General features: G+C 68.4%; 20 protein-coding genes. 9 read left to right on the top strand and 11 right to left on the bottom strand.

Annotation, left to right across the window (positions count from 1 at the left end; all coding sequences use genetic code 11):
* Window positions 1-28: 28 nt before the first annotated feature.
* From glnL to rph, 5 genes are all read right to left on the bottom strand, one after another.
* Window positions 29-1,117, bottom strand: coding sequence for a nitrogen regulation protein NR(II) (glnL, locus tag WKR98_RS19370; RefSeq protein WP_124689105.1), 1,089 nt, complete (start codon window positions 1,115-1,117; stop codon window positions 29-31).
* A 64-nt stretch (window positions 1,118-1,181) separates the two neighbouring features.
* Window positions 1,182-2,594 carry a type I glutamate--ammonia ligase gene (gene glnA / locus WKR98_RS19375; protein ID WP_124689104.1) on the bottom strand — a complete coding sequence of 471 codons (1,413 nt, stop codon included), beginning with the start codon at window positions 2,592-2,594 and terminating at the stop codon, window positions 1,182-1,184.
* Between the two features lie 366 nt (window positions 2,595-2,960).
* Window positions 2,961-4,196 carry a radical SAM family heme chaperone HemW gene (gene hemW / locus WKR98_RS19380; RefSeq protein ID WP_341434433.1) on the bottom strand — a complete coding sequence of 412 codons (1,236 nt, stop codon included), beginning with the start codon at window positions 4,194-4,196 and terminating at the stop codon, window positions 2,961-2,963.
* Window positions 4,196-4,795 (bottom strand): RdgB/HAM1 family non-canonical purine NTP pyrophosphatase, encoded by a 600-nt coding sequence (rdgB, locus tag WKR98_RS19385; RefSeq protein WP_238160369.1) that lies wholly within the window; start codon window positions 4,793-4,795, stop codon window positions 4,196-4,198. The genes hemW and rdgB overlap by 1 nt, the downstream gene beginning before the upstream one ends.
* A 23-nt stretch (window positions 4,796-4,818) precedes the next feature.
* Window positions 4,819-5,574: a ribonuclease PH gene (rph, locus tag WKR98_RS19390; RefSeq protein ID WP_341434434.1), complete on the bottom strand. Its 756-nt coding sequence runs from the start codon at window positions 5,572-5,574 to the stop codon at window positions 4,819-4,821.
* 205 nt (window positions 5,575-5,779) lie between these two features.
* Here rph and WKR98_RS19395 point away from each other — a divergent pair, with 205 nt between their 5' ends.
* The gene (locus WKR98_RS19395) at window positions 5,780-6,700 is read left to right on the top strand and encodes a YicC/YloC family endoribonuclease (RefSeq protein WP_124689100.1); all 921 of its coding nucleotides are present in this window, start codon (window positions 5,780-5,782) and stop codon (window positions 6,698-6,700) included.
* Between the two features lie 57 nt (window positions 6,701-6,757).
* Complete coding sequence (locus tag WKR98_RS19400; RefSeq protein ID WP_341434435.1) at window positions 6,758-7,339, top strand: nitrogen fixation protein NifQ; 582 nt, start codon at window positions 6,758-6,760, stop codon at window positions 7,337-7,339.
* On the opposite strand, the gene WKR98_RS19405 is transcribed toward WKR98_RS19400, so the two are convergent.
* Window positions 7,336-7,614, bottom strand: a complete 279-nt coding sequence (locus WKR98_RS19405; protein WP_124689098.1) for a SelT/SelW/SelH family protein — start codon at window positions 7,612-7,614, stop codon at window positions 7,336-7,338. The genes WKR98_RS19400 and WKR98_RS19405 overlap by 4 nt on opposite strands.
* A 13-nt stretch (window positions 7,615-7,627) precedes the next feature.
* Window positions 7,628-8,302: a uracil-DNA glycosylase family protein gene (locus WKR98_RS19410; protein WP_341434436.1), complete on the bottom strand. Its 675-nt coding sequence runs from the start codon at window positions 8,300-8,302 to the stop codon at window positions 7,628-7,630.
* Window positions 8,303-8,366: 64 nt separating this feature from the next.
* On the opposite strand from WKR98_RS19410, the gene WKR98_RS19415 reads away from it, so the two are divergent.
* On the top strand, window positions 8,367-9,179 hold the full coding sequence (locus WKR98_RS19415; RefSeq protein WP_202865612.1) for a DUF72 domain-containing protein: 813 nt from the start codon (window positions 8,367-8,369) through the stop codon (window positions 9,177-9,179).
* Window positions 9,180-9,200: 21 nt separating this feature from the next.
* On the opposite strand, the gene WKR98_RS19420 is transcribed toward WKR98_RS19415, so the two are convergent.
* Window positions 9,201-10,115 (bottom strand): LysR substrate-binding domain-containing protein, encoded by a 915-nt coding sequence (locus WKR98_RS19420; protein WP_124689096.1) that lies wholly within the window; start codon window positions 10,113-10,115, stop codon window positions 9,201-9,203.
* Window positions 10,116-10,240: 125 nt separating this feature from the next.
* Here WKR98_RS19420 and phnA point away from each other — a divergent pair, with 125 nt between their 5' ends.
* From phnA to nikE, 6 genes are all read left to right on the top strand, one after another.
* On the top strand, window positions 10,241-11,482 hold the full coding sequence (gene phnA / locus WKR98_RS19425; protein ID WP_341434437.1) for a phosphonoacetate hydrolase: 1,242 nt from the start codon (window positions 10,241-10,243) through the stop codon (window positions 11,480-11,482).
* Window positions 11,483-11,665: 183 nt separating this feature from the next.
* Window positions 11,666-12,955 (top strand): alkaline phosphatase family protein, encoded by a 1,290-nt coding sequence (locus WKR98_RS19430; protein ID WP_124689094.1) that lies wholly within the window; start codon window positions 11,666-11,668, stop codon window positions 12,953-12,955.
* A 30-nt stretch (window positions 12,956-12,985) separates the two neighbouring features.
* A complete protein-coding gene (locus WKR98_RS19435) occupies window positions 12,986-14,518 on the top strand; it encodes an ABC transporter substrate-binding protein (RefSeq protein ID WP_341434438.1) in 1,533 nt (510 codons plus the stop codon).
* Window positions 14,515-15,324 carry an ABC transporter permease gene (locus WKR98_RS19440; protein WP_124689092.1) on the top strand — a complete coding sequence of 270 codons (810 nt, stop codon included), beginning with the start codon at window positions 14,515-14,517 and terminating at the stop codon, window positions 15,322-15,324. Before WKR98_RS19435 ends, WKR98_RS19440 begins: the two co-directional genes overlap by 4 nt.
* A gap of 18 nt (window positions 15,325-15,342) precedes the next feature.
* Window positions 15,343-16,263: an ABC transporter permease gene (locus tag WKR98_RS19445; RefSeq protein WP_341434439.1), complete on the top strand. Its 921-nt coding sequence runs from the start codon at window positions 15,343-15,345 to the stop codon at window positions 16,261-16,263.
* Between the two features lie 22 nt (window positions 16,264-16,285).
* A complete protein-coding gene (gene nikE / locus WKR98_RS19450) occupies window positions 16,286-17,959 on the top strand; it encodes an ABC transporter ATP-binding protein (protein ID WP_341434440.1) in 1,674 nt (557 codons plus the stop codon).
* A 12-nt stretch (window positions 17,960-17,971) separates the two neighbouring features.
* Here nikE and WKR98_RS19455 read toward each other — a convergent pair whose 3' ends face one another.
* Genes WKR98_RS19455 through WKR98_RS19465 form a run of 3 tightly spaced genes read right to left on the bottom strand, consistent with a single transcriptional unit; the run spans window position 17,972 to window position 20,601 of the window.
* On the bottom strand, window positions 17,972-18,667 hold the full coding sequence (locus tag WKR98_RS19455; protein ID WP_124689089.1) for an SDR family NAD(P)-dependent oxidoreductase: 696 nt from the start codon (window positions 18,665-18,667) through the stop codon (window positions 17,972-17,974).
* Window positions 18,657-19,622 carry a Bug family tripartite tricarboxylate transporter substrate binding protein gene (locus WKR98_RS19460; RefSeq protein ID WP_341434441.1) on the bottom strand — a complete coding sequence of 322 codons (966 nt, stop codon included), beginning with the start codon at window positions 19,620-19,622 and terminating at the stop codon, window positions 18,657-18,659. Before WKR98_RS19460 ends, WKR98_RS19455 begins: the two co-directional genes overlap by 11 nt.
* Window positions 19,623-19,662: 40 nt before the next feature.
* Entirely contained in the window at window positions 19,663-20,601 is a 939-nt protein-coding gene (locus WKR98_RS19465; RefSeq protein WP_341434442.1) for a dihydrodipicolinate synthase family protein, read from the bottom strand.
* Between the last annotated feature and the right edge of the window lie 18 nt (window positions 20,602-20,619).

The raw sequence follows: 20,619 nt of genomic DNA on the forward strand, positions 1-20,619 counted from the left end.
GGGAAAAAAAATCCATCCAATTCTTCGATCAAGGTAAGGGCAACAGCAGGCGGAAATCGGTCAGGCCGGGCCGGCTGTCGCATTCGATCACACCCTCGTGCTGCTGCACGAAAGTCTGAGCCAGGGTCAATCCCAGTCCGCTGCCGCCCTCACGTCCCGACACCAGCGGATGGAAGATCCGGTCCAGCAATTCAGGGGGAATCCCCGGGCCGTTGTCCATCACATGCAATTCCAATGCCAGCCTGAAACGCTGCTTGGCCAAGGTGACCTGGCGCGCCACACGGGTGCGCAGCGTGATCTCGGCATCGCCGGCCGCGATGCGTGGCGACAAGGCCTCGGCGGCGTTGCGCACCACGTTCAGGACGGCCTGGATCAACTGCGCCTTGTCGCCCCGGAACTCGGGAATCGCCGCGTCGTAGTCGCGCACGATGCGCAGCCCGTTCGGATACTCGGCCAGCACCAGCGACCGCACGCGCTCGCAGACCTCGTGGATGTTGACGTCGCCGACGATGCGCGGCGCGCGATGCGGCACCAGCAGGCGGTCCACCAGGGTCTGGAGACGGTCCGCCTCCTGGATGATGACCTGGGTGTATTCGATCAGCGCGGGATCGGACAACTCGGCCTCCAGCAATTGCGCCGCGCCGCGCAGCCCGCCCAGCGGATTCTTGATCTCGTGCGCGAGGTTGCGCAACAGTTCGCGATTGGCCTGCGCCTGTTCCAGCAGGCGTTCCTCGCGGTCCACCTTCAGCTGCTGCTCGATCTCGCGCAGTTCGATCAGCGCCGGCCACGGCTGGCCGTCCAGCGCGACCACGGTTACCGATACCTGCGTCGGCTCGCGCCCCAGGCGATCGATCTCCAGTATCTGCCGCTTGTCCGCGAACAGGTGCTGGCGGGCCTCCTCCAGCGACTGACGCAACTGCTCGCCATCGCGGAACAGGTCGCCGGCCTTGACCGCGTACAACTGCCGCACCGAGACCTCGAACAAATCCTCGGCCGGGGCGTTGGCATAGCGGATCAGGCCGTCGTCGTCGATGACGAGGATGGCGCTGGACAGCAGCTCGAACGCGGCGAAGGCGTCGACCGGATAGGAGGAAGGATCGGGAAGCAAATGAGTCATGTCCAATGAAAACGGGGCGTTCGAACGCCCCGTTTTTCCTTGCTGACGACTGATCAGGTCCTGATCAGAGGCCGTAGTACATGTCGAACTCGACGGGGTGGGTCGTGACGCGGAAACGCGTGACTTCTTCCATCTTCAGCGCGATGTAGGCATCGATCATGGCGTTGCTGAACACACCGCCGCGGGTCAGGAACTCGCGATCCTTGTCCAGGGCTTCCAGCGCCTGCTCGAGCGAGGCACACACGGTCGGGATCTTCGCGTCTTCCTCGGGCGGCAGGTCGTACAGGTTCTTGTCGGCCGGATCGCCAGGATGGATCTTGTTCATCACGCCGTCCAGGCCGGCCATCATCAGGGCCGAGAACGACAGGTACGGGTTGGCCAGCGGATCCGGGAAGCGCGTCTCGATGCGGCGGCCCTTCGGGTTGGCCACGTACGGGATGCGGATCGAGGCCGAGCGGTTGCGGGCCGAGTAGGCCAGCTTGACCGGGGCTTCGAAGTGCGGAACCAGGCGCTTGTACGAGTTCGTGCCGGGGTTGGTGATGGCGTTCAGCGCGCGGGCGTGCTTGATGATGCCGCCGATGTAGTACAGCGCGAACTCGGACAGGCCGGCGTAGCCGTTGCCCGCGAACAGGTTCTGGCCGTCCTTCCAGATCGACTGGTGGACGTGCATGCCGGAACCGTTGTCGCCGACGACGGGCTTGGGCATGAAGGTGGCGGTCTTGCCGTAGGCGGCGGCCACGTTCCAGATCGTGTACTTCATGATCTGGTTCCAGTCGGCGCGCTGCACCAGGGTCGAGAACTTGGTGCCGATTTCCAGTTGGCCGGGGCCCGCCACTTCGTGGTGGTGCACTTCGACCGGCACGCCCTGCTGCTCCAGCAGCAGGCACATTTCCGAACGCAGGTCCTGGAAGGAATCGGTGGGCGGAACGGGGAAATAGCCGCCCTTGACCGAGGGACGATGGGCCAGGTTGCCGCCGTCGTAGTCGATGCCGGTGGACCACGAGGCCTCTTCCGACTTGATCTTGACGAAGCAGCCGGACATGTCGACGTTCCAGGTCACGCCGTCGAACACGAAGAATTCGGGCTCGGGACCGAAGTAGGCGGTGTCGCCCAGGCCCGAGGACTTCAGGTAGGCTTCGGCGCGCTTGGCCAGCGAGCGGGGGTCGCGGTCATAGCCCTTCATGTCGGAAGGCTCGACCACGTCGCAGGTCAGGATCAGGGTCGATTCCTCGCGGAACGGATCCATGCGGGCGGTCGAGGGCTCGGGAATCAGCAGCATGTCCGAGGCTTCGATGCCCTTCCAGCCGGCAATCGAGGAGCCGTCGAAAGCATGGCCCGTTTCGAACTTGTCATCGTCCACGGTATGGGACGGCACCGTCACGTGCTGTTCCTTGCCACGCGTATCGGTGAAACGGTAGTCAACGAACTTGACCTCGTTGTCCGCAATCATCTTGAGGACGTCTTTGGGCGTTGCCATTAGGGCTCCTGATAGTCTCGTAACCGCCTCCGGCTCCCGGAGGCTCAAGCGTTCTCGATAATGCATACAGCGCGACCGGAAGCGATCTGGGCTGAACGGTTGCGCATCAAGTTAAGCAGTTTCCGTGCCAGCATCGGCCGGGGCCGCTTGCCGGCCCGCTTGCGCAGGACGGCGCGGCATTCTCGCACATCGGCGAGCCGGGGAAGATGTCAGGCCTCGCACCACCATGAAGCATACCCGGCCGGGGCATTCCCTATATTGGTGCACAAGGGGAAACCAGGCTTATTTTGCACCATAAAAGTGCATTCGTGCCGCGTGATGGCGCGGCCCGCACGGTTACGGGCAACGGTCCGCCTTTTCGCCCGTTCAAAGAAACAGGCTTTGCAGGTCGTTCAGGAAGCGCCGACCCAGCGCCGTCGCGCGGATGCGGGTCGGATCCTCGTCCAGCAGGCCCCGCTCCACGGCGCGGGCAAGCGGCCGGGCGATGGTGGCCAGGTTCAGGCCGGTCCGTTCGGCGAAGCTGGCCGCCGGCACGCCATCGGCCAGCCGCAGCGCGTTCAGCATGAATTCGAAGGGCAGTTCGTCGGGCCCCACCAGCCGCGATTCCGCCAGGTGCGTCGCGCCATCCGCCGGGTCCAGCAGCGCATCCATCCAGGACTGGGGATTGCGCACGCGCGCCTCGCGCAGGATGCGGTCGTGGAAGGACAACTTGCCGTGGGCACCCGGGCCGATGCCGAGGTAGTCGCCGAACTCCCAGTAGTTCAGGTTGTGGCGGCAGCGGGCACCGGGCCGGGCATAGGCCGATATCTCGTAGTGGTCGTATCCCGCCTCGGCCAGCCGCGCCTCGATCCGGTCCTGCATCTCGAAGGCCGTATCGTCGTCGGGCAGTTGCGGCGGATACTTGGCGAAGACCGTGTTCGGTTCCAGCGTCAGGTGGTACAGGGACAGGTGTTCCGTCCCGAAGGACAGCGCGGTCTCGACATCGTCCAGACAGCCGTCCAGGGTCTGCCCCGGCAGCGCGAACATCAGGTCCAGATTGACCCGCTCGACGTGGCGCTGCGCGATGGCGATCGCCTCGCGCGCCGCCCGGCCGTCGTGGATGCGGCCCAGCGCGCGCAGGCGGTCGTCGTCGAAGCTCTGTATGCCCAGCGAAATGCGGTTGACCCCGCTGGCCGCGAAATCGGCGAAGCGCCCGGCCTCGACCGTGCCGGGGTTGGCTTCCATCGTGATCTCGGCGTCGGGCAGGAGCGGCAGCCGCGAGCGCAGCAGCGCCAGCAAGGAATCCATCGTGGCGGCCGACAACAGGCTCGGCGTTCCGCCGCCGATGAAGACCGACACCACCTTGCGGCCCCACACCTGCGGCAGGCTCTGATCGAGATCGGCGGTCAGCGCCTGCAGGTAGCGATACTCCGGCAGCTCATCGGGCGCCGCGTGCGAATTGAAATCGCAATACGGGCACTTGCGCACGCACCAGGGCACGTGCACGTACACCGACAGGGGCGGCAGGCTGGTCAGCAGGCTGGGGCCGGGCGCGAACGGCATGGCCGCGCGCGCCGCGGGCGCCCCCTGCCCCGCCGGCCGGATCGCGATGGACCGGGCCATCAGAACGTATCCAGCTTGCCCATCAGCACCGCCAGCGCCTGGGCGCGGTGACTGACGCGGTTCTTCTCGTCGGCGGACAGCTCGGCCGCCGTGCGGCCCAGGCCGGGCAGCAGGAAATGCGGGTCGTAGCCGAAACCGCCGGCGCCGCGCGGCTGCTCGATGATCTCGCCCCACCACAGCCCTTCGCCGATCAAGGGCTGGGGATCGTTGGCCGAACGCACCAGCACCAGCGCGGCGTAGTAATAGGCCCGGCGGTCCTGCGCGCCGCGCAGGCGCTCGACCACCAGCGCGTTGTTGGCGGCATCGGACTTCTCGCCGCCGTTGCGCGCCGCGTAGCGCGCCGAATAAACGCCGGGCTCGCCGCCCAGCGCCGTCACGCACACGCCGGAATCATCGGCCAGCGCGGGCAGGCCGGTCAGCTGGCTGGCATGCCTGGCCTTGGCCAGCGCGTTCTCGATGAACGTGACATGGGGTTCTTCCGCCTCCGGCACGCCCAGGCTGCCCTGGGGCACCAGCTCGAAGCCGCGCGGCGCCAGCAGCGACGAGAACTCGCGCAGCTTGCCCGCGTTGTTGGAAGCCAGGACCAGTTTTCTTGCCATCGTTCGCTCCGCTCCCACAGGCATCAACGGCCCGGATACGGCTGCGCCAGCGCCTCGCGCTGCAGGCGCACGAGATCGGCGATGCCGGCCTCGGCCAGCCCCAGCAGCGCATCCATTTCCTGGCGCGAGAACGGCACGCCCTCGGCCGTGCCCTGGACTTCCACATAGGCGCCGCTGCCCGTCATCACGACGTTCATGTCGGTCTCGCACTGCGAATCCTCGGCGTAGTCCAGGTCCAGCACCGGCTGCCCTTGATAGATGCCCACCGATACCGCCGCCACGTGGTCGCGGATGGGCGAAGCGGCCAGGGCGCCGCGCGCCATCAGCAGCGCGATCGCATCGCTGGCCGCGACGAAGGCCCCGGTGATGCTGGCCGTGCGCGTGCCGCCGTCGGCCTGGATCACGTCGCAATCCAGGTGCAGCGTGCGCTCGCCCAGCTTCTCCAGGTCGAACACCGCGCGCAGGCTGCGGCCGATCAGGCGCTGGATTTCCTGCGTGCGGCCGGTCTGCTTGCCCTTGGCCGCCTCGCGGCCGCCGCGCGTATGCGTGGCCCGCGGCAGCATGCCGTATTCGGCCGTGACCCAGCCCTGCCCCATGCCCTTCAGGAACGGCGGCACCTTGTCCTCGACGCTGGCGGTACAGATCACCTGCGTGTCGCCGAAGCTCACCAGCACCGAACCTTCGGCATAGCGGGTATAGCCGCGTTGCAGGGAAACGGGACGCAGCGAGGCGAGGCCGCGACCGGACGGCCGGGCGGATGCGGAAGGGGCAATGCTCATGAAAAAAGACTCCAGATCGGCGGGCGGACCGGCGCGCCGGCGCCCAGGACGCATGGGCCGCGCCGCGGCGGCCGGATGCGGACATTGTACGGGCAAGGCCCCACGAACCCTTCCGTGCGATTTATCATGCTGATTCATGCCGACAAACGCACCGGCCCTGTCGCCGTGCTCGTCGGCCTTGCCCACGTCCTGACAGGCCTTCGCCATGATCCGTAGCATGACCGCCTTCGGCGCCGCGCGCGCCGACACCGACCACGGTTCGGTGTCCATCGAACTGCGCAGCGTCAACAGCCGCTTCCTCGATCTCCATTTCCGCATGCCGGACGAACTGCGCGCGCTGGAATCGCCGCTGCGCGAGATGCTGACCAAGGGCGTGGCGCGCGGCAAGATCGAGGTGCGCGCCTCCATCCAGCGCCGCCTCAGCACCGACCCCGAATCCATCAACGTCGCCGCCCTGGAACAGGCCGCCACGCTGTTCCGCAAAGTCCAGGCCGTGCTCCCGGACGTCCAGCCGCCGCGCCTGTCCGAACTCTTGTCCTGGCCCGGCGTGCAGGCGGCCGAGGAATCGGAGGACACCTGGCGCGAAGCCGCCCTGCGCGCCGCCGGCGAGGCGCTGACCCAGATGCAGGAAGCGCGCGACCGCGAAGGCGAACGCCTGGCCGCCATGATCGCCGACCGCGCCGACTCGGTCGCCGCCATCGTGGGCGAGGTCGAACAGCGCATGCCCCAGCTCGTGCACGAATACCGCGAACGGCTCGCGCGCAAGCTGCGCGACACCGTCGAGGCCGCCTTCCCCGGCGGCTTCCAGAACATCCGCGGCGAGGAACTGTCCGAACGCCTGGCCCATGAAGCCACCCTGTTCGGCCTGCGCATCGACGTGGCCGAGGAACTGTCGCGCCTGCATTCGCACCTGGCCGAGCTCAAGCAGCTGATCGGCAAGGGCGGCGCGGGCAAGAAGGCCGACAAGGGCAGCGCCGGCAAGCGGCTGGACTTCCTGTTCCAGGAAATGAACCGCGAGGCCAACACGCTGGGATCCAAGGCGGGCGGGCTGGAAGTGACGCGGGCGGCCATGGACCTGAAGCTGCTGATCGAGCAGATGCGGGAACAGGCGCAGAATATCGAGTAACGCGTCAGAAAGATGACATCAGACCTGGCTCTGTGCCTTTCCATCGGAGCAAATGCCTTGCTCGACCGACCCCACACCCAGCCCGGGCGCGCTGACCCCGCCGCCCGCACCGCGCTGCTCACTTCCTTCTCCGCGCATCCGGACGCCTTCGACGCGCGCCTCTTCGCCCGCCTGCTGGCCGCCCGCGAAGTCCGGCACGAGCTGCCCCTGCTGGGGCTGTCTCAGGAAGCGCTACGGGAGCTGTACGCCCGCTGGTTTCCAGGCGCGCTCCTTCCCTCGCTGCCGGCGCAACCAGAGGCCGGCACCACGTTCACGGCCAACCTGCGCACCCACATGCTGGCCTGGCGCAACCCCGCGCTTCCCGCCGCCGACGTCGCCTGTCTGGCGACGATCATCGCCCATGCCTGTCTGCGGCCCGATCACCTGTGGCGCGACCTGGGGCTGGCCGGGCGCGACGACGTCACGCGCGCGCTGCATCGCTACTTCCCCGGGCTGCCCGAGCGCAACACGGGCGACATGCGCTGGAAGAAATTCCTGGCGTACGACCTGGCGGTCACGCGCGGGGAAACGCCGCAGCCCGCACCGGGCTGCCACGGCTGCGAGGAATACGGGCGCTGCTTCCCGAAGCGCCTGCGCTAGGGCCGATCGACGTGCCCGAGGTCGCGGCCCGGGTCCAGCCGGTCGCGCACGCGCTGCTTGAGTACCTTCGCATCCGGGAAGCCGCCATCGGTCTTCCGGTCCCAGATCAGCTCGCTGTCGTAGCGGATCTGGAAGACCCCGCCCGTACCCGGCACCAGCGCGACCTGCCCCAGGTCCGTGCCGAACGTGGACAGCAGTTCCTGCGCCATCCAGGCCGCGCGCAGCAGCCACAGGCACTGCGTGCAATAAGTAATCGAAATGGCGGGTCCGTTCATGGCAAGGCCTCCATCAGGCGGGCGGCAGCAGCGCGTCCAGCCGGGCTTTCAGCAGCCGGGGGAAATGCGGCCGCCAGCGGGCATTGGCAGGCGAAGGATGCGGCAAGGGATGCAGGCGCAAGATCCGTTCGCCGCCTTGCGCACGCAGGGGTACGGCAACGCTGGACTCGTACTTGTCCTCGCGCCGCCAGAATTCGCGCACGGCGGCCAGTTCGTCGCCCGCCAGGCCGATGCTGAACCATTCGAAGGCTTCGTTGCCCAGGGTGATGACATCGCCGCCGCGCCACTGCGCCGACAGGATGTGCTGGATCAACGGCTGGAAACGCTGCCGTACCGCGGGCGACCACGCCTTGTTGTGCAAGGGCTTGTAGGGCACGGTGCTGATCCAGAAGAAACCCGCGCCGACGCGCAGCCCTTCGTCGAACGAATACGGCACGTCCGGCGCCAGGTGGCGGTGCAGTTCGGCGCGCAGCAACTGGCCGGAGCTGCCCACGAAGGGTTGCCCGTGCCGGACTTCGTCCGCGCCTGGGTCGCGGCCGAAGAAACACAATGGCGCCCGCGCGGGCCCCAGACCTAGAATAGGCAGGAGCGGATCGCGGCCGGCGGCGGCATAGGCCTCGCCGTCGATGCGATCCAGGCCGGCGGCCAGGCGGCGGAAGGCGGCAAGTTGTTCGGCGTCCAGGGGCATGGCGGGGCGAAACGAAAACCGGAACGGCATTGTAGGGTCGGCCGGTACGATGGAGAAGCGGCGCATGAGCAAGGCGAAAAACATGGCTTCCGTACGCGTGGGCATAGGCGGCTGGGTGTTCGAACCCTGGCGCGGCAGCTTCTATCCCGAAGGTCTCGTGCAAAGCCGGGAGCTGGACTACGCCAGCCGCCACGTGACTTCCATCGAGATCAACGGCACGTTCTACGGGACGCAGAAGCCGGCCAGCTTCGCCCGCTGGCACGACGAGACGCCCGAGGACTTCGTCTTCGCGCTGAAGGGCCCACGCTTCGCCACCAACCGCCGCGTGCTGGCCGAGGCCGGCCCCTCCATCGACAAGTTCCTGGCCAGCGGCCTCGTGGAACTGAAGGACAAGCTCGGCCCCATCAACTGGCAGCTTCCGCCCACCAAGAAATTCGACCCGGAGGACTTCGCCGCCTTCCTGGCGCTGCTGCCCGCTGAATACGAGGGCCGGAGGCTGCGCCATGCGGTGGAGGTCCGGCACGAGAGCTTCGCGGTACCGGCCTTCGTCGATCTGCTGCGCCGGCACGAGGTGGCGGCGGTCGTGGCGGACAAGGAGGGCGTGCCGCACCTGCACGACGTGACGGCGCCGTTCGTCTACGTCCGGCTGCAAGCCGCACGCGAGGACCGCAAGTTGGGCTATGCGCCAGCCGATCTCGATGCCTGGGCCGAACGCGCCCGCGCCTGGGCCGGCGGCAAGGCGCCGGCTGACCTGCCCTGCCTGGCCGCCCCGCCCGCCAAGGCCGAGCGGGCGCGCGAGGTGTTCGTCTACATGATCAACGGCTTCAAGCCCAAGGCGCCCGCCGCGGCCATGGCCTTGATCGAGCGGCTGGGCTGACTCCAGCCGCCGCCGTGGCCGCTATGTCGTTGCGGCCTCCTCGTCTTTCCCGAGGTTGCCGCATTCCGCCAGCCACGTCTCGAACATGCGATGCACGGCGGTCTTGGGCACGCCGGCGGGTGTCAGGCTGACGTATCGATTGACCGACGTCCGGATCTCGGGAAACGGCAGGACCAGCCGTCCCGCCATGACATCGTGCGCCAGCGTGGGCATGGGCACCACGCCTATGCCCAGGCCGTCGATCAGCGCCATGTAGGTCACGTAGAAGTGATCGAAGCGCTGGCGCGGCAGCCGGGGTTCGTGCAGGTAGCCGGCGGCGTTGAACCATTGCTGCCACAGTCCCGGCCGGGTCTCGGTGTCGAGCAGCACATGGCCGGCCAGGTCATCCAGGGTGCGCAGCGGCAGGCGTTCGAGCAACGCCGGCGCCGCGGCCAGCACGTGCCATTCGTCCATGAACGGCATCGCCGAAAAATGCGCATGGCTGACGGCCCCGCGGCGTATGGCCACGTCGAAGCTGCCGGCCAGCGCCAATTGCTGCGTGGTGGCGGTCTGCACCTGCACCAGGGTGCCGGGATGCCTGCGATAGAAATCAGGCAGCCGCGGAATCAGCCAGCGCATCGCGAAGGTAGCCGGCGCGCTGACGCGCAGCAGCATCGAGGCGCTGCCTCGGCCATAGCGGCGCGCGGCCTCTTCGATGCGCTCGAACGCCACGCCGACCTCCTGCGCGAAGGCCTGGGCATGGGGCGTGGGCGTCATGCGCTGGCCCGTGCGCTCGAACAGTTTCTGGCCCAGCCATTCCTCCAGCACCTGGATCTGCCGGCTGACCGCGCCATGGGTGACGGCAAGTTCCTCGGCCGCGGCGGTATAGCTGCCCGCGCGGCAGGCGGCCAGGAAGGCCCGCAGGGCCGGCAAGGGAGGAATACGGGAAGCAACCATGGCTAGATGTCAGTTTGGCGTCCGAAGTCGTGAATAAAAATCACAGCAAGGGGAAAATCTATCACAGCAACGTTGATTTACTCACACTATGCTGGCGCTTCCCTGATACACCCCTACGCCGATTCATGTCCTCCATTTCGCTGCACGGCCGCCAGTACAGCCTGCCCGCCCGCCCCACCGTCGTGATCTGCATCGACGGCTGCGACCCCGAATACATCACGCGCGGCATCGCCGACGGCGTCTGCCCGACCATTGCCGACTTCCACCAGCGGGGCCATGGCGGCGTGGCCGATTGCGTCATGCCTTCCTTCACCAACCCGAACAACGTCTCCATCGTGACCGGCGTTTCGCCCGCGGTGCATGGCATAGGCGGCAACTACTACCTGGACCGCGACACGGGCCGCGAAATCATGGTGACGGATGCCACGCTGCTGCGCGGAGAGACGCTGCTTGGCCTGATGTCGCAGGCGGACGTCCCCACGGCGGCGATCACCGCCAAGGACAAGCTGCGCCGCATCCTGGGGCACAACCTGCGAGGCATCTGCTTTTCGTCCGAAAAGGCCGCGGACTGCGCCGAAACCGAGCATGGCATCGCCGACGTGGAAACGCTGGTGGGCCGCCCCGCTCCCGACATGTACTCGGGCGATCTGTCGCTGTATGTGCTGGACGCCGGCCTCGCGCTGCTGCGTCAGGGGCGCGCCCGCCTGCTGTACCTGTCACTGTCGGACTATGTGCAGCACAAGCACGCGCCCGGCACGCCGGAATCGGACGCCTTCCTGGCCGCAGTTGACCAGCGTTTGCGCGCATTCGTGGACGAAGGCGCGGTGGTCGGCTGCGTGGCGGACCATGGCATGTCGTCCAAGAGCGATGCCGACGGGCGACCCAATGTCATTTTCCTTCAGGACGAACTGGAACGACAATTCGGCGCCGGCAGCGCGCGCGTCATCTGCCCGATCGCCGATCCTTTCGTGCGTCACCACGGCGCGCTGGGTTCGTTCGTGCGCGTCTACGCCCGCGATGCCTCGACGATCGAGGCGATGATGCGTGCCTCGGCCGCCTTGCCCGGCGTGTTCGAGGTATATGGCGGCGCGCAGGCGGCGGCGCTGCTGGGCCTGCCCCTGGATCGCGAGGCGGACTTCGTGGTGGTGTCGGAGGAAAATTTCGTATTGGGATCGCGCGACGCCGAACACGACCTGTCGACCGTGGGCGACCATCCCCTGCGCTCGCACGGCGGCTTCTCGGAACAGCGCGTGCCCTTCCTGCTGTCGCATCCGCTCAAGCCCGACTACGCGGCACGCGCGGCTGCGGACGGGCTGCGCAATTTCGACATTTTCGACTTCGCGCTCAATGGCGTAATGGACCGCTGAAACCCGGAAGACGCTTCGCCACACCCCGATTTATTATCGGGCCAATTAATCAATATATTATCCGGCCATTCTCGATATCCATTATCGAGAATGGCCTTATTTTTCTTTTAAATCAACAACTTAAATTAAAATAAAATCTCGCTTGTAATAAAAAATAAACATGGGGAAATTATCATTTCCACCATGAAATCAAACAAGCGATGCATATTGATCATCTGCGACAGCCTGCGCAGGGATCTGATCAGCGAGGCGACCACGCCGACGCTGGCCCGCCTGGCAGCGCGCGGCCACTGGTACGCCGACGTCCGCGGGGTCTTCCCCTCCACCACCCGCACCAGTTCCAGCAGCATCGCCACCGGATGCCTGCCGGCCCGGCATGGACTCCTGGGCAACACCATGCTCCTGGAAGAACCCGGCGGACTGCGCTGCCATTCGGTGGGCGATCCGGCGTTCCGCGAACGCCTGCGCGCCCTCACCGGACGAACCTTGCACGCCCCCACGCTGGCCGAGCACGTATCCGCCCACGGCGGTGCATGCATCATGTCCAACGTCTCGGCGGGCGCGGCCTACTTCCACGACCCGGACGAGCATGGCGAGGTCTATCACCGCGCCGGCTCGTACGGCCCCGGCGGCGTGCCCTATGCCGGCGCGCGCGGGCTGGACGTCGCCTCCGGCGCCCAGGGCGATGCGGCCATGACCGAGCGTTTCTGCGCGCGCCTCCAGGCGCCCGACGCGCCAGTCGTCGCCACCCTGTGGCTGTCCGAACCCGATCACACGGGCCATGCCCATGCGCTCGGCTCGTCCGCCCATTTGGCGGCCATCGGCCACGCCGACGCCTGCGTGGCGCGCGTGCTGCGCACGGTGGCCGCGCTGCGCGAAGCGGGGCAGGACATCCTGGTGATGGTCGGTTCCGACCACGGCATGGAAACCGTGGTGGGCGAAATCGACGTCGGCCAGGACCTGGTGGCCGCGGGCCTGAAGGCCGCGGCGGGCAGCCGCGATGTCGTCGTCGCTCCCAACGGCAGCGCCTGTATCGTCGGCGTGTCGGCGGCCGCGCGCGACCGCGTGCCGGCCCTGCTCGAACATCTCGCACGCCAGCCCTGGTGCGGCGCCGTGTTCCACGGCGAGGCGCTGGCCACCCTGGGCCTGCCCGTCGGCACGACCACCTGCACCATCGCCATCGCGATGCGGCACACGGATGATGCCAATGCCCATGGCGTGCGCGGCGGCACCTGGATCGCGACCGATCCTTCCGAGGGCAAGTCCTACGGCGGCCACGGCCAGCACGGTGGCCTCGGCGGCTTCGAACAATCGCCGTTCCTCATCGTCGAGGGCGGCGGCTACGCGGACGGCCGCATCCACGCCCATCGGGTTTCGCTGATCGACTATGCGCCCACCATGCTGCGCCACCTGGGCCTGCCCCATGGCGACATGGATGGCACGCCCCTTCCCCTCCCTGCCGAGGCCGCCTGAGCGCGCCCGTTCCCTACACAGGACTTCGCCATGCAACGACGTGATCTACTCAAACTGCTCGCCATGAGCGCCACCGCCGGCCCCCTTGCCATGCCCGGCCTGCTGCACGCCCAGAATGCCCCCACCCCGCGCCGCGGCGGCACGCTGAAGGTGGCGCTGCTGGGCCTGGACACCGCCGACCCGCACCGTCATGCCGGCTCCATCGCCGTGCAGCAGGTCTATGTCGAAACGCTTACCAGCATCGGCGACGACGGCACGGTGCGCCCCTTTCTTGCCGAACGCATCGACGCCTCGGAGGACGGCCGGACCTACACGTTCCACCTGCGCAAGAACGTGCGCTTCCACAACGGCCGCGCGATGACCTCGGCCGACGTCAAGGCGAACTTCGAGCGCGTGCGCGACAAGGTCAAGGGCGGCTGGCTGAGCGGCGCCATGAAGCTGGCGCGCAACATCGATACACCTGCGCCCGACGTCCTGCGCGTGGAACTCGCCAACGCCCATGCTCCCTTCCTGAACCTGCTGTCCGAGCTGTGGATCGTCGCCCCCGAATCGGAAGGCTGGAACGAGACCATCCGCCGCCCCATCGGCACGGGTCCCTTCAAGTTCGGCACCTGGCAGCCGGACGTCAGCTTCCAGGCGCCGGCCTTCGACCAGTACTGGCAGGCGGGCCTGCCCTATCTCGATGCCTTGGAGTTCGACCTGCGCGGCGACCGCGACAACAGCCTGTCGCTGCGCGCGGGCGACCTGCACCTGGCCCACGTCGGCAACGACAAGCTCGACAGCCTGGCGAAGGACCGCATGGGCATACAGTTCCTCAAGGACACGGCCTGGTATTTCCTGTCCTTCAACAACCGCAAGCCCCGCCCGCTGCTGCAGGATGCGCGCGTGCGCGAGGCGATCTCGCTGGCCGTCGACAAGCAGGCCTACATGAAGTTCGTGGTGAAGACGGCCGTCGTCAGCGACCAGCCCGTGCGCCCGAACACCTATTTCTGGGACCGCGAGCTGGAGCAGCGGGACCCCCACGCCAAGCCCGACCTGGCCCGCGCACGCGAACTGCTCAAGAGCGCCGGCGTGGAACCATCCAAAGAAACGCTGAAAGTGGTCTCCTGGCAATCCGACTATGCGCAGGTTGCCGTGCAGATGGTGCGCCAACTCGGTTTCAAGATCGACCATCAGGCGCTCGACGACATCGGTGCACAGCGCCTGCTCGCCCAATACGACTGGGATCTCGCACCTTTCCACTCCGGCCCGCGCGCCGACGTCTACCTGCGCTATGCGCGGCTGCTGTCCGACGGCCCCAGCCCCATGCTGTGGGGCGGCATCCAGGACAAGGAGCTCGATGCGCTGATCGGCGCCGCGGTCTCCTCGCCCAGCACGCAGAAGGCCCGCGAAGGCTATCTCCAGGCCTGGAAGCACGTCATGGACAAGCGCTACACCCTGGGGCTGGGCCACGCGGCCGATGCCATCGGCGTGGCGCCCAAGGTGCGCGGCTACGAGACGGGCTACACCTGGAGCCAGAACCGCGTCGACGGCGGGCTGGCACGGACCTGGCTCGCGGCATGAACACTTTCCGCCGTCTGGCTCCCTGGGTCCTGCTGGCGGTGGCCCTGGTAGCCGCCGCGATCGGACCGCTGCTGCCGGGCCTGGACCCCTATCATCAGGATCTGCTGGCCCGCAACCTGCCGCCCGGCCCCGGCCACTGGCTGGGCACCGACAGTTTCGGGCGCGACATCCTGGCCCGGCTGGTGGCCGGCACCCGCCTGACGCTGCTCGTGGCCGTTTGCTCGGCGGGCATCGCGCTGCTGGGCGGCGCCGGGCTCGGCCTCATGGGATGCGTGGCCGGCGGACCGGCGCGGAGCGCCGTCTACGCCGCCTTCGACATGGTCCGCACCCTGCCGCCCATCCTGCTGTCGCTGGCGCTCATGGTATCGCTGGGCGTGGGCACCCTGTCGGTCATCCTGGCCGTCGGCATCGCTTTCATGCCGCTTTTCGGCTATGTCGCGCGCGCCGTGTACGAACGGGAAATGGCCTCCGGCTACGTGGCCGCCGCGCGCGTGCTCGGCGTCGCGCCGGCCGTCATCGCCTGGCGCCACGTCCTGCCCAATGCCGCCGGCGCGCTGCTCACACAGGTCGCCATCGTCGTGCCCCGGGCCATCGTCACGGAATCGGTGCTCAGCTTCTTCGGCCTGGGCGTCTCTCCGGACGTGCCGACCTGGGGCCGCATCATCGCGACGGCGGTCTCGTACGCCGAACAGGCGCCGGCCTCGCTGCTGCTGCCCGTGCTGGCGCTGGCCCTGACCACGCTCTCGCTGTCCGTGCTCGGCAACCGCCTGCGCGACCGCTTCGACCCGCTGGGCGCCCGCGCCTGACCTCCGTTGCTAACCACCATGCCGCTGCTCTCTTCCTCCGCCCTTCACCTCATCCGGCAACTGCTCAATATCGTGGTGATCTCGTTCGCCATCTTCCTCCTGGTACGGGCGGTGCCCGGCGACGTCATCGACTTCTACGCGGCTCGCGGCGATTACGACACCCAGTCGCTGGCCGCCATGCGCGCCGACCTCGGCCTGGACGACGGCCTGTCCACGCAGTTCGGCCTGTGGACCCGGGCCGCGCTGCGGGGCGACCTGGGCCTGTCCATGCGCTTCGGCACACCGGTGGCGGACATGCTGGTCCACGCCCTGCCCGCCAGCCTGAAACTGGCCGGCGCGAGCCTGCTGGTGGGCCTGGCGCTGGGCATGGGCCTGGCCGTGCTGGCGCTGGCCGCGCCGCGCAGCCCGGCGGCCGCCGCGATCGAAAGCCTGAACGTCTGGTCCATCGCCGTTCCCACTTTCTGTACCGGCGTCCTGGGGATACTGGCGTTCTCCATCTGGCTGGGCTGGCTGCCCATACGCGGCCAGATGCTGCTGCCGGTCCTCATCCTGGGCCTGGACATTGCCGGCCAGATCGCCAAGCCGCTGCACGAGGAACTGCGGGAAACGGCCAGGGCCGGCTTCATCCGAACCGCGCACGCCAAAGGCTTGTCGTCCTGGCGCATCGCGTGGCGGCACATCCTGCCCAATTCGCTGTCGGTCGTCATCGCGCTGGCCGGCGTCATCCTGGGCGGACTGATAGGCGGGACGCTGACCATGGAGGCGCTGTTCGGCCTGCCCGGACTGGGCAGCCTGACGCTGGACGCCATCCGCGGCCGCGACTATCCCGTCATCCAGGCGGCGGTCATGCTGCTCGCTACCTCGGTGGTCCTGGTCAACGTCGCCACGACCCTCCTGCACCGCTGGGCCGACCCGCGCACGGCGCGTTCCCAGGCCTAGCCCGCATCTGAACGGAACTCCCATGCAAGCGCCTCTTCTTTCCATCCAGAACCTGACGCTGAGCTACGGCGGCACCCCGGTTGTCCATGACGTCTCGCTCGACATCCGCGATGGCGAAACCCTCGGGCTGATCGGCGAATCGGGCAGTGGCAAATCCATGACCGCGCTGGCCGTGCTCGGGCTCGCCCCCGGCCATCCACGTGTCGCCGGCAGCATCCGCCTGCGCGGCCGGGAACTGACCGGGCTGGATCCGGCGTCCTGGCGTACGGTACGCGGCCGCCAGATCGGCATCGTGTTCCAGGATCCCATGAGCGCGCTCAACCCGCTGATGACCCTGGGCGCGCAGATCACGGAGGCCATGCAGGCCGGCCGCGGCCGGCGCGAACGCCTGGCCCGCGCCGCCGAACTGCTGCATGAAGTCGGACTGCCCGACCCCGCCCGCATGTTGGATCGCCACCCCTTCGAACTGTCGGGCGGCCAGCAGCAGCGCGCGATGATCGCGATGGTCCTGGCTGGCGAACCCGCGCTGCTGATCGCCGACGAACCCACCACCGCGCTGGACGTCACGACGCAGGCGCAGGTACTGGCCCTGCTGCGGGACGTCCGGCGCAGGCGGGGCATGGCCATGCTGTTCATCTCGCACGACCTGGACGTCGTGGCGGCGATGGCCGACCGCATCGCAGTCATGCGCCATGGATCGCTGCTGGAGGTTGGGGACGCCGACGCCATGCTGCATGCCCCGCGGAACGACTACACGCGCTCGCTGGTGGCGGCGCACACGCATCGCGCCCTGCCCCGATGCGGCGCCGCGCGGCGCGGCAACGGCGACATCGTCCATGCCCAGGGCCTGTGCGTGGACTATGGCCGGGCCCGTTCCCGCCATCGCGTGTTGCAGGACGTGGACCTGCGGCTGCGCGAAGGGGCCACCCTGGGCATCGCCGGCGAATCCGGGTCGGGCAAGAGCACCCTCGCCCGCGCCCTGCTGGGCCTGGTGCCGCCCGCCGCAGGCAGCGTGCGCGTGTGCGGCATGGATCCGACCGACCGGCGCCAGCGCGTCCGCTACGCCCGCGCCTGCCAATACATCTTCCAGGACACCTCGGGCAGCCTCAATCCCCGGCGCACGCTGTTGCAAGCCCTGTCCGAGGCACAACTGGCGGCCGAACCCGCCACGCCGCGCGAGGCCCTGGCACGCCGCTGCGCGGCCATGCTCGAAGAGGTCGGCCTGGCGGCAGACATGCTGGCGCGCTTTCCCCACCAGCTTTCGGGCGGGCAGCGCCAGCGCGTGGTCATCGCGCGCGCCCTGGCGATGCGGCCGCGCGTGCTGGTCTGCGACGAACCGGTGTCGGCCCTGGACGCCACGGTGCGCAACCAGATCCTGGATCTGCTCGCCCGCCTGCGCGAGGCCCATGGACTGACCCTGCTGTTCATCGGCCACGACCTGGCGGTGATGCGGTCTCTGGCCGACGAGATCCTCGTCCTCAAGCAGGGACAGGTAGTGGAGCACGCCGCGACCGATGCCTTGTTCGAGCGGCCGCGCACGGCCTATGCGCGACAATTGCTGCAAGCGAGCGGCATGGCGGCAGGCGGCGCGAGCGTGCCGCCCGCGCGCTTACACGCGCCGGGCAGCGCGCATGACACCAGGCAGGCCTTCGCGCCGCCGGCGTCGGTCGGGCCCGCGCTGGCCCTGCACCTGTGACTGCCCCTGCGCTCACCCGGGCAGCGACGCGCCGCCGCAGACCTGGATGTCCTGCCCGGTAATGGCCGCGGCGGCATCCGACAGCAAAAAACCCACCAGCGCCGCCACCTCGGCCGGCTCGATCAGGCGGCCCAGCGGCGGCAGGCGCGGCGCGCTGGCGGCGCGGCCCGGGTCGTCCAGCATGGCCGTGCGCGTGGCCGCGGGCGACACCACGTTCACCGTCACACCCCGTGCTGCCACCTCGGCCGCCCAACTGCGTCCCATGGCCACCAGCGCGGCCTTGACCGCGGCATATTGGCTGCGTCCGGCCATGCCGCGGGAAACACGGCTGCCGATCAGCACCACCCGGCCCCGGCCGCGCGCGGCCATGGCCGGCGCCATGCCGTCGGCGAGCTGGCTGGCCGCGGCCACGTGCAGCCGCCACATCAGCTCGAAGGCGGCGCCGTCCAGGCTGCCCAGCGGCGCGGTCCGCATGATGCCCGCCGCGTGGACCAGCGCATCGCAGTCCAGCAGGCCGGGCAGCGCTTCGGCAATGGCATCGGCCTGCGCCAGATCGACCGACCGGCCTTCGAAGCACGGATGATCCAGGGTCGCCGCCGCGCGGTCCAGCCCGACCACGTGCCAGCCCTGCTCCAGCAGCGCGGCCGCCACCGCGCGGCCGATGCCGGCGCTGCTGCCCGTCACGGCGGCGCGGCGCTCATTCCGCACGGATGTTGCCCTCGACGATGATCTGCTTCGACCGCGCCATGTCCTCCTGCTGGAAGCGCGCGAAGTCCTCGATGGAACCCGCTTTCAGCACCAGCCCCTGCTGCTCCAGCTTCTCGCGCATGCCGGCCTCCAGCGCCTTGTTGACCTCGGCGTTGAGCTTGCGGGCGATGTCCATGGGCAGCTTCGCCGGGCCCCACAGGCCGTACCAGCTGTAGAACTCGTAGCCCGGCACGGTCTCGCCCACGGTGGGCACCTCGGGCAGCGTGGGCACGCGCGACCGCGACGTGACGGCCAGGATCTTGAGCATGCCGCCCTTGTAGTAGGACATGGCCCCCAGGATGGGATCGATGAAGCCGGAGATCTGCCCCCCGACCAGGTCCTGGTAGGCCGGCGCGGACCCCTTGTACGGCACGATCAGGTAGTTCATCTGCCCGGCCCGGCGCAGCAGCTCGGTGGCGAGCTGGCCCGCCGAGCCGGTGGAACCGACCGCGAAGCTGAGCTTGCCCGGGTTCTGCCGGGCATAGTCCAGCAGGCCCTTGATGTCGTTGAACGGCAGCGACTTGTTCACGGCCACCGACAGGGGCGCCTGGGCCACCAGCGAGATGGGCTGGAAATCCTTGTCCATGTCGAAGGGTGCGACCTTCATGGTCATCGGCGTGGTGGTCACCGTCGACGCGTTGAACATCAGCGTGTAGCCGTCGGGCGTCGCCTTGGCCACGGCGGCGGCCCCGATCATGCCGTTGCCGCCGGCCCGGTTCTCGACGACGAAGGCCTGGCCGGTCTGCTCGCTCAGGCGCTGCGCCAGTTGCCGCCCCACCGTGTCCAGCGTGCCGCCGGGCGGGAACGGGATGATGATGCGCACCTCGCGGGCGGGATACGGCTGCGCCGATACGCCGCCGGCCACGCACAAGGCCACGGCCGTCAGCCCGGCGGCAAGAAAGGGTCTGCGTTGCATGCTTGTCTCCGTTTTATTTTGAATCGGGTCGCGTTCGGGGTCAGCGTCGAAGCAGTCCGGCCTGTTCCACCGCTGCCCGCAATGCCGTCATTTCCCTGGTATCGGGCGCCTCGGTGGGCGGACGGACGGTGGCGTCGTCCAGCACGCCGGCCAGGTACATGCCGGCCTTCATGCGGGCGTGGGCCTCGCCGGTGGGTTCGCCGCCGCCGTACACGGCATCCTTGAGCGGTGTGATGACGGCCTGGATCCGCTGGGCGCGCTTCAGGTCGCCTTCCTGCACCGCCCGCCACAGATCGCCGATCAGTTGCGGAATGAAGGTGGCGAAGCCCACCAGCGCGCCGTCCACGCCCTGCACCATGGAAGCCAGCAGGTATTCGTCATGGCAGGTCAGGATGGCCTTGCCGGCGTCGGCGTCGCGGATGGCCTGGACGTCGCGCGCGTACTTGTTCATGTCGCGCTGCCCAACCTTGAAGGCCTGCACGTACGGCAACCTGGCCAGATCGGCCAGCAGGGCCGAGGAATACGCCGCGCGCGTCCAGGCGGGATACACGTGGCAGACCAGGTCGGCGCCCGGCGCCGCGCGATGGATGGCGTCGAAATACTGCAAGGCGTGGCCGGACGTGAAGCCGAAGCGCAGCCAGTGGTGCGGCGGCATCACGTCCAGCCCGGCCGCGCCGGCCTCGACGGCGGCGCGCGCGTGCTCGGCGGCCTCGGACAATCCTTCGCAGACGATGGACGAGATCACCGGCAGCCGGCCGCGCAGCTCGTCGGCGACGATGCGGGTCACGGTAGCCCGCTCCGCCGGCGTCAGCGAGAAGACCTCGCCGGTGTGGCCGTTGGTCATGACCGCGACCACGCCTTCGTGGCCGGCCAGCCAGGAGGCCAGCTTGCGCAGGGCGGGTTCGTCGATGCGGTGATCCGGGGTGAAGGGGCAGGCGATCGCGGGAATGATGCCGCGATAGTTGGCGATGGAAGGCAAGTGGGTCTCCATGAGGCT

Source organism: Pigmentiphaga sp. YJ18, from assembly GCF_038066655.1.
Classification (GTDB): domain Bacteria; phylum Pseudomonadota; class Gammaproteobacteria; order Burkholderiales; family Burkholderiaceae_B; genus Pigmentiphaga.

What these genes read in the sequence shown, in the direction of transcription:
- glnL (WP_124689105.1), bottom strand. Translation starts at nt 1,117, where the DNA reads ATGACTCATTTGCTTCCCGATCCTTCCTCCTATCCGGTCGACGCCTTC.
- glnA (WP_124689104.1), bottom strand. Translation starts at nt 2,594, where the DNA reads ATGGCAACGCCCAAAGACGTCCTCAAGATGATTGCGGACAACGAGGTC.
- hemW (WP_341434433.1), bottom strand. Translation starts at nt 4,196, where the DNA reads ATGGCCCGGTCCATCGCGATCCGGCCGGCGGGGCAGGGGGCGCCCGCG.
- rdgB (WP_238160369.1), bottom strand. Translation starts at nt 4,795, where the DNA reads ATGGCAAGAAAACTGGTCCTGGCTTCCAACAACGCGGGCAAGCTGCGC.
- rph (WP_341434434.1), bottom strand. Translation starts at nt 5,574, where the DNA reads ATGAGCATTGCCCCTTCCGCATCCGCCCGGCCGTCCGGTCGCGGCCTC.
- WKR98_RS19395 (WP_124689100.1), top strand. Translation starts at nt 5,780, where the DNA reads ATGATCCGTAGCATGACCGCCTTCGGCGCCGCGCGCGCCGACACCGAC.
- WKR98_RS19405 (WP_124689098.1), bottom strand. Translation starts at nt 7,614, where the DNA reads ATGAACGGACCCGCCATTTCGATTACTTATTGCACGCAGTGCCTGTGG.
- WKR98_RS19410 (WP_341434436.1), bottom strand. Translation starts at nt 8,302, where the DNA reads ATGCCCCTGGACGCCGAACAACTTGCCGCCTTCCGCCGCCTGGCCGCC.
- WKR98_RS19415 (WP_202865612.1), top strand. Translation starts at nt 8,367, where the DNA reads ATGAGCAAGGCGAAAAACATGGCTTCCGTACGCGTGGGCATAGGCGGC.
- WKR98_RS19420 (WP_124689096.1), bottom strand. Translation starts at nt 10,115, where the DNA reads ATGGTTGCTTCCCGTATTCCTCCCTTGCCGGCCCTGCGGGCCTTCCTG.
- phnA (WP_341434437.1), top strand. Translation starts at nt 10,241, where the DNA reads ATGTCCTCCATTTCGCTGCACGGCCGCCAGTACAGCCTGCCCGCCCGC.
- WKR98_RS19430 (WP_124689094.1), top strand. Translation starts at nt 11,666, where the DNA reads ATGAAATCAAACAAGCGATGCATATTGATCATCTGCGACAGCCTGCGC.
- WKR98_RS19435 (WP_341434438.1), top strand. Translation starts at nt 12,986, where the DNA reads ATGCAACGACGTGATCTACTCAAACTGCTCGCCATGAGCGCCACCGCC.
- WKR98_RS19440 (WP_124689092.1), top strand. Translation starts at nt 14,515, where the DNA reads ATGAACACTTTCCGCCGTCTGGCTCCCTGGGTCCTGCTGGCGGTGGCC.
- WKR98_RS19445 (WP_341434439.1), top strand. Translation starts at nt 15,343, where the DNA reads ATGCCGCTGCTCTCTTCCTCCGCCCTTCACCTCATCCGGCAACTGCTC.
- nikE (WP_341434440.1), top strand. Translation starts at nt 16,286, where the DNA reads ATGCAAGCGCCTCTTCTTTCCATCCAGAACCTGACGCTGAGCTACGGC.
- WKR98_RS19460 (WP_341434441.1), bottom strand. Translation starts at nt 19,622, where the DNA reads ATGCAACGCAGACCCTTTCTTGCCGCCGGGCTGACGGCCGTGGCCTTG.